The sequence below is a fragment of the Ralstonia insidiosa genome (assembly GCF_008801405.1).
Classification (GTDB): domain Bacteria; phylum Pseudomonadota; class Gammaproteobacteria; order Burkholderiales; family Burkholderiaceae; genus Ralstonia; species Ralstonia insidiosa.
The window spans coordinates 1,509,688-1,521,673 of sequence record NZ_VZPV01000001.1 but is presented as its reverse complement, the minus strand read 5'-3'; the positions used below and the strand labels follow the sequence as shown (position 1 = coordinate 1,521,673).

9 protein-coding genes are annotated in these 11,986 nt (G+C 63.1%); 2 read left to right on the top strand and 7 right to left on the bottom strand.

Translation table 11 applies throughout. The features are described from left to right. Positions 1-23 precede the first annotated feature (23 nt). A complete protein-coding gene (locus F7R11_RS07275; RefSeq protein WP_064802299.1) occupies positions 24-923 on the top strand; it encodes a LysR substrate-binding domain-containing protein in 900 nt (299 codons plus the stop codon). 13 nt (positions 924-936) lie between these two features. Here the strand turns inward: F7R11_RS07275 and F7R11_RS07270 are convergent, their stop codons facing one another. Further along, the gene (locus tag F7R11_RS07270; RefSeq protein ID WP_064802297.1) at positions 937-1,533 is read right to left on the bottom strand and encodes a peroxidase-related enzyme; all 597 of its coding nucleotides are present in this window, start codon (positions 1,531-1,533) and stop codon (positions 937-939) included. A gap of 52 nt (positions 1,534-1,585) precedes the next feature. Beyond that, positions 1,586-3,253, bottom strand: a complete 1,668-nt coding sequence (msbA, locus tag F7R11_RS07265; RefSeq protein ID WP_261312578.1) for a lipid A export permease/ATP-binding protein MsbA — start codon at positions 3,251-3,253, stop codon at positions 1,586-1,588. 289 nt (positions 3,254-3,542) lie between these two features. Between msbA and F7R11_RS07260 the strand changes: the two genes are divergently transcribed. After that, complete coding sequence (locus F7R11_RS07260; protein WP_064802293.1) at positions 3,543-4,325, top strand: glycosyltransferase family 25 protein; 783 nt, start codon at positions 3,543-3,545, stop codon at positions 4,323-4,325. Positions 4,326-4,341: 16 nt separating this feature from the next. On the opposite strand, the gene F7R11_RS07255 is transcribed toward F7R11_RS07260, so the two are convergent. The 5 genes from F7R11_RS07255 to dnaE form a co-directional block, all read right to left on the bottom strand. After that, a complete protein-coding gene (locus F7R11_RS07255) occupies positions 4,342-5,184 on the bottom strand; it encodes a glycosyltransferase family 2 protein (RefSeq protein ID WP_064802291.1) in 843 nt (280 codons plus the stop codon). Then, positions 5,171-5,944, bottom strand: coding sequence for a glycosyltransferase family 2 protein (locus F7R11_RS07250; RefSeq protein ID WP_064802289.1), 774 nt, complete (start codon positions 5,942-5,944; stop codon positions 5,171-5,173). Before F7R11_RS07250 ends, F7R11_RS07255 begins: the two co-directional genes overlap by 14 nt. A gap of 12 nt (positions 5,945-5,956) precedes the next feature. Further along, positions 5,957-7,237, bottom strand: a complete 1,281-nt coding sequence (locus F7R11_RS07245; RefSeq protein ID WP_064802287.1) for an O-antigen ligase family protein — start codon at positions 7,235-7,237, stop codon at positions 5,957-5,959. Continuing rightward, positions 7,234-8,301, bottom strand: coding sequence for a glycosyltransferase (locus F7R11_RS07240; RefSeq protein ID WP_064802286.1), 1,068 nt, complete (start codon positions 8,299-8,301; stop codon positions 7,234-7,236). Before F7R11_RS07240 ends, F7R11_RS07245 begins: the two co-directional genes overlap by 4 nt. An 84-nt stretch (positions 8,302-8,385) precedes the next feature. Further along, the gene (dnaE, locus tag F7R11_RS07235) at positions 8,386-11,925 is read right to left on the bottom strand and encodes a DNA polymerase III subunit alpha (RefSeq protein WP_064806215.1); all 3,540 of its coding nucleotides are present in this window, start codon (positions 11,923-11,925) and stop codon (positions 8,386-8,388) included. Positions 11,926-11,986: the final 61 nt, after the last annotated feature.

Sequence of the window (11,986 nt, the reverse complement as noted above, 5' to 3'; positions counted from 1 at the left end):
GACGAAAGTCATTACCTTTTGGCATGCCTTTCGATCTGCGCCAGTTGCGCGCTTTCACCACCATCGTCTCGGCCGGCAGCCTCGGGCGCGCCGCAGAGGTCCTGCACGTCACGCAGCCGGCGCTCAGCCGCATCATCAAGCGTCTGGAAGACGAGGTGGGGGCGCCCCTGTTCGAGCGGCACTCCAAGGGGATGCAACTCACCGTCATTGGACAGGCGCTGCTGCCGCACGCCACGCTGCTGCAACACGAGGCCGACTACGCACGTGAAGAGATCGACGCGATGCGCGGGCTTGCCAAGGGCACCATCCGCGTAGGCGCGGTCGGCAGCATCGCGAGCTACGTCCTACCGCTAGCCGTCGGCACGGTGGTGGCGCGCTGGCCGAACCTGCGTGTGGAAATTCTGGAAGGCGTGTGGGACCGCCTGGCCGAGGGACTCGTCAAGCACGAGATCGACCTTGCGCTGTCCATGGCGATGCCGGATACGGACGAGATCATCGCGATTGCCGATTGCCGCTGGGAAGACGCGAGCTTCGTGGTCGCGTCGCCGGAACACTCGTTACGCCAGCGCCCTGCCCTGACACTGGCCGATACGATGTCTGCACCGTGGGCCATCCCGCCGCGCGGCACTGGCCCCTACGAGCACATGCGGCAGGTGTTCGAGGCAGCCGGCTTGGGGCTGCCCAACATTGTGGTGGAAACGCGCTCGGTCACGGCACTCAAGAGTCTGGTGGCACGCTCTGGCTTCCTGAGTTGGATGGCCGAACCGATGATCGACGCCGAGCGCCGCGCCGGTGTGATCGAGCCGCTGCCGATTCCCGGGCTGGTGGCGCGCCGCACGCTCACCGCGTTCCGGCGCCGCCACGGCATCCTGCCCAGCCCCGCCGTCAAGCTGCTTGAAGCATTGCGTGAACTGACGGCCTAGACCGACCGGCCGCCTACTTCTTCTCGCGCGGCAGGCGGCCCATCAGGAAGAACTCATCGTTCGGCCGCATCGAGATCACGTTCGCCATGCGGTTCGACAGGCCGAAGAAGGCCGTGATGCCGGCGATGTCCCAGATGTCCTCGTCGTCGAAACCATGCACGCGCAATGCGTCGTAGTCGGCCTCGTCGACGGTGTGCGAGGCCGTGCAGACCTTCATCGCGAAGTCGAGCATGGCGCGCTGGCGCGGGGTGATGTCAGCCTTGCGATGGTTGACGGCAACCTGATCAGCCACGAGCGGATTCTTCTCGTAGATGCGCAGGATGGCCCCGTGCGCGACCACGCAATATAGGCACTGGTTGGCGCCGGAGGTGGCCACCACGATCATCTCGCGCTCGCCCTTGGTCAGGCTGCTGCCTTCGCGCAGCATCAGCGCGTCGTGGTAGGCGAAGAACGCACGGCACTCATCGGGCCGGTGCGACAGCGCAAGGAAGACGTTCGGCACGAAGCCGGACTTCTCCTGCACTTCGAGGATGCGCGCGCGAATGTCTCCGGGAATGTCAGCCAGTTCAGGAACGGGAAACCGGCTGATGGGCGGCGTGGTGGTCGTCATGATGTCTCCTTTGGTGTGAGCATCACGAGCACGCCGCCCGGAAGTGAACTGCTTACTGAGTGGCGAACTGGATGCGATGCAGCCCAGCATACAACCCATCACGGTCGATGAGTTCGCGGTGCGTGCCGGCTTCGGCAATCTTGCCGTGTTCGAGCACGATGATGCGGTTTGCGTTTTCGATGGTCGACAGGCGGTGCGCGATCACCAGCGTCGTGCGGCCTTCCATCAGCCGCTCAAGCGCGGCCTGCACCTGGCGCTCGGATTCCGAGTCCAATGCGGAGGTCGCCTCGTCCAGGATCAGGATCGGCGCGTCCTTGTAGATGGCACGAGCAATCGCCAGGCGCTGGCGCTGGCCGCCGGAGAGCTTCGAACCGTTGTCGCCGATGTTGGTGTCAACGCCTTCCGGCAGGTTATCCACCATATCCGTCAGGTAAGCAGCTTCCAGTGCACGGCGCACACGCGCCATGTCGATCTCGGAGGCGTCCCGCGCGCCATACGCCACGTTGGCAGCAATGGTGTCGTTGAACAACACCACGTCCTGGCTCACGAAGGCGATCTGGCGGCGCAGATCCTGCAGCGACAGGTCAGCCAGCGCATCGCCGTCGAGCGAGATCGTGCCCGAGGTCGGATCAAAGAAGCGCGGCATCAGGTTCACCAGCGTGGTCTTGCCGCTGCCCGAAGGCCCGACAAGAGCAACGATCTCACCTGGCTTCACATGCAGGTCGACATTGTCGAGCGCCGCCCGGCCATCCGCGCCGTAGCGGAACGTCACGCGATCGAAGCGGATATCACCGCGGGCGCGATCAATGTGCTTGCCGCCTTCCTGCGGTTCGATGGGGGTATCAATCAGGCCGAAGATGAACTCGGCGGCAGTCAGGCCACGCTGCAGGGGCTGGTTCACATCCGTCAGATGCTTGAGCGGCGAGATCAGCAGCAGCATCGCCATCACAAAGCCGGTAAAACCGCCGACCGTCGTCTGGTTGGCCTGCGCCTGCATCATGGCGATCGCCAGGATGATGGACAGCGCCAGCGCCGCCAGGAACTGCGTCACCGGTTGATTCAGGCCGCCGGCCACGGCCACGCGCATGGCATAGCTGCGCAGGCGGTTGGTCATGGCGTTAAAGCGCAGCGATTCGTAGGCCTCGCCGCCGTGCAGCTTGACGACCTTGTAACCACCAACGGCCTCTTCCACCACGTAGGCAGCCTGGTTGGTCAGGTTCTGGCTCTCACGGTTGAGCGAGCGCAAGCGGCGGTTGATACGCGACATCAGCAGGCCGATGACCGGCAGGATCACCGCCACCACCAGCGTCAGGCGCCAGTTGGTATAGAAGAGGAAAACCAGCAGCGCCAGCACCGTCATCGAGTCGCGCACCATCGTGATGAACACGCCAGTCAACACCTGCAGCACCTGGTTGACCTCGAAGATCACCGCGTTGATGATCGATGCCGCCGTGTTCTGCTGGTAATACGATGCAGGCGCCTGCAGCAGCCGCTCGAACATCTTCACGCGCAGGTTCAACAGCACCTTGTTCGACACGAGGCTCAGCAGGTAGGTCGACGCAAACTGCGCCACGCCGCGCACCACGGCAATGCCCACCAGCATGGCCGGCACCTGCCACAGCTTGCCGGCGTATTCACCGCCAAAGCCCTGGTCCAGCAGGTCTTTCACGACCTTGGGGATGATCCCTTCCGTGGCCGCCACCACGCCCATGGCAACCATGGAGAGAATGAACGCGGTGAGTTCAGGACGCAGGTACGTCCACAAGCGCTTGAGCAACGGCTTGGAGGGGTCTTGATGGTCAGACTTTGCTTGTATACTCACGGCGTTTTCAAATAAGGGTGGGCAGATTGCACCGCATTGCGACGGGCATTGCCGACAACATGTGCATGCTGCACCTGCCATCCGACAGACGGGCGACCCGGCATTTTACGGCAATCACCTGTTTCGGCCCATCCTGGTAGCAGATTCCACAGCCAAGACGCATTGCCGCGTCACCTGATCCTTCCGCATGAGTTCGCGCGTTCCCACGTTCTTCATCAACCTCGAGCACGATGTCGAGCGCCGCAAAGCCCTCGAAGATCAGCTTGATGCACTCGGCCTGCCGCACACGCGCTTTCCTGGCGTGTACGGCAAAGCACTTCCCGCCGATGCATTGGCGAGCCTCTACGACCACGCCCGAGCCGTTGCCGAAAGCCGCGAACTGACCGTCGGCGAAGTCGGCTGTGCGCTAAGCCACCTGGGCGTCTACCGCGCAATGCTGGAGCAGGATCTGCCCTACGCGCTCATCCTGGAGGATGACGCCAAGCTTGGGGCCGATGTGCCCGCCGTGCTCGATGCGCTGGCGCAGCAAGTCTCACCTGACGAACCCGTGGTGACGCTGCTCACGTATATCAACCGTTACTACAAACGCAGCGCAAAACCGCTCGACGCCAGCCACAACGTGGTGAAGCTGGCGAACTACCAGTGGCTGGCGCACGGCTATTTCGTCACACGCGCGGCGGCCAAACGCATGGTCGAACAGCTCTACCCGGTATGGCTGGCGGCGGACTACTGGCACAAGTTCGAGCGCGAAGGCATCGTGCAGATGCGCGCGGTCGTGCCATACGTGATCAGCGTGCAGGATTTCGACACCGGCTCCAACCTGGAGGCCGATCGCGCCGTCAAGAGCCGCGAAGCCGATGAGGAGCGATGGCTCAGCCGCCGCCTGCACCTGATCTTCGTGCACAAGTTTCTCTATCAGATCTTCGTGCGGCCGTTCCGCGGTATCGCCAAGCAGAAAAAAACGTGGTGAGCGCCAAGGCGCCAGTTCAGGCGCCTTGCCCGCGCAACTCCGTCAATCCCGCCTCAGCGCGGATGACATCCGTATTGCGACGCGCCATCATACGCCGGTAGTTGGGGCTTTCCTGTTCGCGAGATTGCTCGCGATGCCACAGGTGGAAGACCTCGGTCGCGCAGAAGCCGCGCTTGCGCCGCACACCGGCGTTGTACAGTCGCACGGCCAGGTCAGCATCTTCATGGCCCCAGCCGACGAAGCTCTGGTCAAAGCCGTTCACGCGCTCGAAATCGCTGCGCCACACGCCCAAGTTGCAGCTCTTGATGCCACGCAGGCTCGTGTCCTTGAACGTGCGCGGAGCGGGCAGGCCCGGTACCAGCAGCGGCAAGAACTTGTTGATGCGGCCAGCACGCCAGGCGCTGAACCAATAGGCGAGGTCCTTCAAGTGGATGTCCGTCTGCTGCGCGATGACGTCTCGCGTCATCTCTTCGCTCAGCAGGATGCGGCTGCCGGACAACAGACGTCCCGGCTCAGCCAGTGCGCGGTGCCGGGCGACGAAGTCAGGGCGCGGCACGCAATCGCCATCGAGAAAGACCAGATAATCGGCATCGGTTGCCAGGACGCCGCGATTGCGGATCTCGGCCGCACGGAAACCGTCATCGGGGTGCCAGACATGGCGCAACGGATACGATGCCGTCTTGGCAGCGGCTTCCACCGCCACACGCGTATCGTCGCGCGAACCATCGTCGGCGACGATCACATCAAACGCTTGATCAGTCTGCGCGCCACAACCGGCCAACACGCGGGCTAGCGCATCCGGACGGTTGTAAGTCGTGACGATCAGCGCGATGCGACGCGGGCAATCAGCGCTTGCCATGACGATGCAGCATCATCAGCTTGACGTAGCGGTAGTACGTGCCCTCTGCGTTGGACACAGCCAGCATGAAGCCTTCCGCGCCATCCAGGAAACCGCGCTGGATGATGTAGGTGCGAATGAACGCCCACAGCCCGTGGCCGATCGCACTGCCCAACGATGCGCGCTTGCCCTTGGCATAGGCTGCAGCGGCGCCGGCCGTGGAGTAATCGTTGGCCTTGTCGAGTGCGGCTCGCAGATCGGGAATCGAGTAGTGAATGATCGGCGCACGAAAATCGCCGACGGTGCCTTGGAACACCAAGTGAGAATGCACTGGTGCATCGAAGAAGGTCACCTGCTCGCGCTTGAAGAAGCGGCGGATGCGGTCCGGCCACCAGCCCGAATGCTTCATGAAGCGACCGCAGAAGCTGGAGCTGCGCGGCATGGAATACACCGTATGCGAGCTGCCCGATTCGAGCACCGCGATCATCTCCGCGCGCAACTCGGGGCTGATGCGTTCATCGGCGTCCAACGACAGGACCCAGTCGGTGCGGGCCTCACGCAATGCGCGGTTGGACTGTTCGCCGTAGCCCGGCCAGTCCGTTTCGAACACGCGGGCGCCCAGTTCGCGGCAGATGTCTTGCGTACCGTCCGTGCTGCCGGAATCGAAGACGATGACGTCGTCCGCCCAGTCGCGCACCGAGCGGATGCAATCACCGATGTCGGTGGCTTCATTCTTGGCGACGATGATGACGGCGAGCGTGGCTCGGTTGGATGCGGACATGCGAAGACGATCTCAGAAAACAGGATTGGCACCAAGCTCTTGCCGGCGCCGGTGAATATGCGCGGTGAACACGGCCACCATCACGCTGTAGAACACCACAGTCTGCGCGATGATGAGCATCACCTCGGTTAGCCCAAACAGCATGAAACCGACACACAGTGTGAGGCCCATGGCCCCGGTGGTCCGGAGGATGCGGTCATCGCACAGCGCGGCACGCAGGAAGTACGCAGCAGGCACCAGATACAACGCCAGCAATGCACCAATGCCCAGCACGCCAAGCGTGGCGCCATTGTATAGAAACTCGTTGTGGGCATGCTCCAAAGCCGCAGCGTCGTCGGTGATCACACCTTCGGCACGCAGGGCCTGCAAATTCGCATGAAATGCTCCACGCCCAACACCGGCCAAAGGATGGCGAAGCAGCATGAGGGATGCCGCCTTCCACAACTGAAAACGAACGCCGATTGAGGAATTAGCCTGACCAGCCTCGTAGGCATGAATATCGTTAACTGCTTGGTCGAAGCGCGTGCGAACGATACTCGACGACACACAGACCGCCGCTAGCAGCGCAAAAAATACCAACAACGCACTGGCCCGCTTCTTCCAGCTCACATGGCGCAAAGTCGCCACGGCGATCAGCAGCAGCACGGGAATCGCGATCCAACCGCCGCGCGACTGCGACAGGTATGACGTGTATAGCCCAGCACCGCCAGCCGCCAAGCGCAGCACGATGAGCGGCCACCGATCGTCACGCGCCCAACCGATGGAGATCAACGAAAACAGCCCCAGCAGGAGCGACACATTGCCGAACGGGATGGTATTGGAGTATGCGCCAACGGTATCGGGACGCCCACCCCTCAACTCGACAAACGCCCACACTAGAGAAGCAAACGCCCCCGCCACACAACCCCACTGTACGTTCTGCAATTGAGCGGGCCGAAGCTGCAGCAGCGCAAACAAAGCGAAACCGAACAACCAGAGCCGCCCATAGGCGAACGGAACGCCACGCGGTGCCGCCGGATTCAGCAGCGAACTTATCAGCATTGCTGTCGGCATTGCCGCCATGGCCAGGATCAGCCAGCGATGCTCGCGCCACAACGCTCGCACTCGTGCCGTCAACTCCGCATGTCCCACCAGCATCGACCAAAGCGCTGACACCAACAGCATCAAAAACGCCACGAACGCGGCACTGTGCACTGACAACATGAAGGCTGGCAGGACGGTCATTCCCAACACAGCCAGAATCACCGGCACGCAGGAAACGACAGCCCGGCCGCGCTGTACCAACGCGTTCACCGCAGCACCTCCGCACCCGGTGCCAGGGCCAGCAAGGCGTCAATGTGAGCGCGGATGCCCGGGTCATAGCGCAAATGCTCGCGCGGGTTCGCCAGCCTTGCCTGCCCAGCCTGCGCACGCGCTACCGCCGCCTCAATGGTGCGAGCAAGTGTGGCCGGATCATTCACGTTGAAGGTCGGCGCACCGTCGTCAGAGATCACCTCGGTACAGGCGATGTTGCTCGCCAGCACGGCGGGCGTACCACACAGCACGGACTCCACCCCGATCAACCCGAACGGCTCGTAGTGAGAGGCGAGGATCGTGTAGTCCGCCGCACGGTAGACGTTCTCGATGTCCTTGCGATAACCGAGGTAGCGGATGTTGGGCGAGGTTGACGACACCGGCCGCCCGATCACCGCCAGTTGTACCGGCAGCGTCGTCTTCGAGAAGAACGCCTCCAGCAGCGGATAGCCCTTGCGTTTGTGGCTCGACGACGGAAACACGAAGGTGATGCGGTCGCGGGCAAAGCCCAGTTCGTCACGCAGGCGCTGGCGTTCGGCCTCATCCACCAGCGAAAACTTGGCCTCGCTCACCGGCGGGTACACAGTCTTCACCTTGGCTTCGGGGATGTCGTAGTAGTCGAGCACTTCCTGCGCCATTAGTTTCGAGTGCGCGACGATCACATGCGAGCGCACGTAGTCGCGGCGCTCCAGCGCGATCTGCTGGCGATCCCAGAAGCCTGGGGCCTTGGGAAAGCTCTTGAGATAACCGATGTGCGTACCACCGCAGATGGCGATGTCCGACGCCCCGGTTCGATTGCAACCGATCATCAGATCGATGTGCTCGCGCCTGGCCAGATGACGCACCAGCCAGCCGAAAACGTGGTCATTGAGTTTGCCCGTCAGCTTGCGCGTGGGCAGTGCGATGGCCTTGACCTGGGCGTATTCGGGCAGCGCCTTGTCAACCGTTTTGGCAAAGAACACGGGACGGATGGCGCGCTCATGCAAGCCGCGGACCAAATCCATCGCATAGCGCTCGCTACCGCCGCTGTAACCCAGCGCGTTGCACGAAATTCCGACGTTCATGGATGCTGAGGATGTAATCGTGTGAAGTCTGCTGTGGTGCCGGGCCAGCGCCCGACGAAGGCGCCCCCCGGCACCCTCTTCGAATCAGTCGTACATCGTGAGCACGTTCTCGGCGTCCAGCGCCTGACGTAGCGCCGCGATCGCCTCCTCGCTAGGCACGATGCGCCAGGCATCACCCAGCACGGCCTCGCAGCGAGCCTGCTCGCAGATGTAGCTGATGCGTACCGACACGCCATTGCCATCCGTTGCCACGTGGGGTGTCAACAGGTCGCGCAACTTGGCGGATGTCGAATTGCCGTTCATCGACAACCGGATGGCGCGGGCAAACTTGGCACGCGCCTGCGTCAGGTCCATCACCGATTCGGCCGTCACGCGCACCCCGCCGGTGAACATGTCGTGGCGGGCACTGCCCTGCACGATCAGCACTTCGTCTTCCTTGAACAGCGCGCGGTTGGCTTCAAAGACTTCGTTGAAGACCGTCACTTCGGTCGCCTCGCTGGCAGAGCCGTCGTCGAGCATGACGATGAGCATCTTGCCGCGCTGGGTCATCTGCGTGCGCTGGCCAACGATGACGCCGGCGACGGTCTTGTTGCGCGCATCGCGGTTGCCCCCCCAGCCACCACCCGCACCGCCACCTCCGCCGTTGCCCTTGCTCGTCACTTCCTGGGCGAGGTCGGCCAGGGTGGTGCGGGCAAAGCGGCGCACCTCCTCGCGGCATTCATCGAACAGGTGGCCGGACAGATAAAAGCCCAGCGCCTGCTTTTCTTCCTGCAGCTTGCGCTTGGTGGTCCAGGCCGGTTCGTCGACGAGTTCCGGGCGATGCGCTTCGGCATCGTCGCCGCTCATCAGGTCGAACAGCGACACTTGGTTGGCAGCAGCGGCCTTTTGCTCGGCGGCTTCCATGGCCAAGCCGATCGAGGCGAGCAACTGCGCGCGGTTGTCGTTGAGGCTATCGAAGGCGCCGGCACGTACCAGCGCTTCAATCGTGCGGCGGTTAACTTGGCGGCGGTCCACGCGCTCGCAGAAGTCGAACAAGTCCTTGAACGGACCGTCTTCACGCGCGCGCAGGATGTCTTCAATCGCAGATTGCCCGCTGCCCTTGATGCCGCCCAGGCCGTAGCGGATGGTCTTGGCATCGGTCGGCGCAAAGCGGTACTGGCTCGCGTTGATGTCGGGCGGCAGCACCTTCAGGCCGTTCTTGCCGACCGCATCGTCATAGAGGATCTTCACCTTGTCGGTGTCGTCCATGGCGAGCGACATGTTGGCTGCCATGAATTCGGCCGGGTGATGCGCCTTGAGCCACGCGGTGTAGTACGCCAGCAGCGCATAGGCTGCCGCGTGCGACTTGTTGAAGCCGTAGCCCGCGAACTTCTCCATCAAGTCGAAGATCTCGTCGGCCTTCTCGGTGGTCAGGCCGTCCTTGGCGGCACCCGCACGGAACAGCGCGCGGTGCTCGGCCATTTCTTCGGCCTTCTTCTTACCCATCGCACGGCGCAGCAAGTCAGCGCCGCCGAGCGAGTAGCCGCCCACGATCTGCGCCATCTGCATCACCTGCTCCTGGTAGACCATGATGCCGTAGGTCTCCTTGAGCACCGGCTCGACGCGCGGGTCGGGGTACTCCACCTTCTCGCGGCCGTGCTTACGCGCGCAGAAGCTGGGGATCAGGTCCATCGGGCCCGGGCGATACAGTGCCACCAGGGCGATGATGTCCTCGAAGCGGTCAGGCTTGGCGTCCTTCAGCATGCCCTGCATGCCGCGGCTTTCCAGCTGGAACACGGCGACCGTGTTGGCCGATTTGAGGATGTCGAACGCCGCCTTGTCGGTCAGCGGAATCTGGCTGCAATTCCAGTCCGCCTTGGATGGGTCGAGCATGCGGATGTAGCGCTCGGCCCAGTCGAGGATGGTCAGCGTGGTCAGGCCCAAGAAGTCGAACTTGACCAGGCCGACGGCTTCCACGTCGTCCTTGTCGTACTGGCTAACGACGCCGGCATCTTCGCCACCTTGCGTGTAGAGCGGGCAGAAGTCCGTCAGCTTGCCCGGGGCGATCAGCACACCACCCGCGTGCATGCCGACGTTACGCGTCATGCCTTCCACACGCTGCGCGAGTTCCAGCAGCTGTTTGACTTCTTCTTCGTTGGCTTCGCGCTCGGCCAGCAGCGGTTCTTCCTTCTTGGCCTCTTCCAGCGTGACGAGCTTGCCCGGCTTGAACGGAATCAGCTTGGCCACGCCATCGACGAAGTTGTAGCCAAGGTCGAGCACGCGGCCCACGTCGCGCACCGCGGCCTTGGCGGCCATGGTGCCGAAGGTGGCGATCTGCGAGACGGCGTCCTTGCCGTACTTTTCCTTCACGTACTGGATGACGCGGTCGCGCCCGTGCTGGCAGAAGTCGATGTCGAAGTCGGGCATCGACACACGTTCCGGATTCAGGAAACGCTCGAACAGCAGGTTGTACTTGAGCGGGTCCAGATCGGTAATGCCCAGCGCGTACGCCACCAGCGAGCCGGCACCCGAGCCCCGGCCCGGCCCCACCGGCACGCCGTTGTTCTTGGCCCAGTTGATGAAATCCGCCACGATCAGGAAGTAGCCCGGGAAGCCCATCTTGATGATGGTGCCGGTCTCGAATTCCAGGCGGGCGTAGTACTCGGGTCGCTTCGATTCGCGTACCGCCTCGTCGGGGAACAGCACTTCCATGCGCTTTTCCAGGCCTTCCTTGGCGAGCTGGACAAGGTAGTCATCCAGCGACATGCCGTCAGGCGTCGGGAACAGCGGCAGCTTGGGCTTGCCCAGTTCCAGCGTGAGGTTGCAGCGCTGCGCGATCTGCACCGCATTGGCCAACGCAGACGGGATGTCGGCAAACAGCGCGCACATCTCGTCCTGCGTCTTGAAGTACTGGTCGGTCGTGAAACGCTTGGTGCGGCGCGGATTGGCGAGCAACTCGCCCTCCGAAATGCACGTGCGCGCCTCGTGTGCGGTGAAGTCGTCCGGCGTCATGAACTGCACCGGATGCGTGGCGACCACCGGCAGGTGCATCGCCGACGCCAGTTTCACCGCCTGCTGGATGTAGGCCTCGGTGCCGGCATGACCGGCACGCTGCAGCTCGATGTAGAACGCGCCCGGAAACACGCGCGACCAGTTCGTCGCCAGCTTGCGCGCCAGCGCATCATTGCCGTTTGCCAACGCCATGCCGATATCGCCAGCCATGCCGCCGGACAACGCCAGCAAGCCGGTCGCCAGCGGCGCATCCTCCACGCCGGGCTCGTCAAACCATTCGGGGGCAATTTCTGCGCGACCGCGATGTTGATTGCTCAGCCAAGCACGTGCCAGCAACTGGCACAGGTTCAGATAGCCCTGCTTGTTGCGCACCAGCAGCAGCAGGCGGCTGGGCTTGTCGCGCTCGTCGTGATTGGTGATCCACACGTCGGCACCGACGATGGGCTTGACGCCCTTGCCGCGCGCTTCCTTGTAAAAGCGCACCAGGCCGAAGGCGTTGGCGAGGTCGGTTAGCGCCAGGGCGCCCATGCCATCTTTGGCGGCGGCCTTGACGGCGTCGTCAAGGCGGACGTTGCCATCGACGACGGAATATTCGGAGTGGAGACGGAGGTGGACGAAGCGCGGCGAATTCATCCGCGTATTGTAACGGCTGACACCTTCCGTCAAGCATTCGGCGCCTGCCGAATTGACCTGC

What these genes read in the sequence shown, in the direction of transcription:
- F7R11_RS07260 (WP_064802293.1), top strand. Translation starts at nt 3,543, where the DNA reads ATGAGTTCGCGCGTTCCCACGTTCTTCATCAACCTCGAGCACGATGTC.
- F7R11_RS07250 (WP_064802289.1), bottom strand. Translation starts at nt 5,944, where the DNA reads ATGTCCGCATCCAACCGAGCCACGCTCGCCGTCATCATCGTCGCCAAG.
- F7R11_RS07255 (WP_064802291.1), bottom strand. Translation starts at nt 5,184, where the DNA reads ATGGCAAGCGCTGATTGCCCGCGTCGCATCGCGCTGATCGTCACGACT.
- F7R11_RS07240 (WP_064802286.1), bottom strand. Translation starts at nt 8,301, where the DNA reads ATGAACGTCGGAATTTCGTGCAACGCGCTGGGTTACAGCGGCGGTAGC.
- dnaE (WP_064806215.1), bottom strand. Translation starts at nt 11,925, where the DNA reads ATGAATTCGCCGCGCTTCGTCCACCTCCGTCTCCACTCCGAATATTCC.
- F7R11_RS07270 (WP_064802297.1), bottom strand. Translation starts at nt 1,533, where the DNA reads ATGACGACCACCACGCCGCCCATCAGCCGGTTTCCCGTTCCTGAACTG.
- F7R11_RS07275 (WP_064802299.1), top strand. Translation starts at nt 24, where the DNA reads ATGCCTTTCGATCTGCGCCAGTTGCGCGCTTTCACCACCATCGTCTCG.
- msbA (WP_261312578.1), bottom strand. Translation starts at nt 3,253, where the DNA reads ATGGTTGCCATGGGCGTGGTGGCGGCCACGGAAGGGATCATCCCCAAG.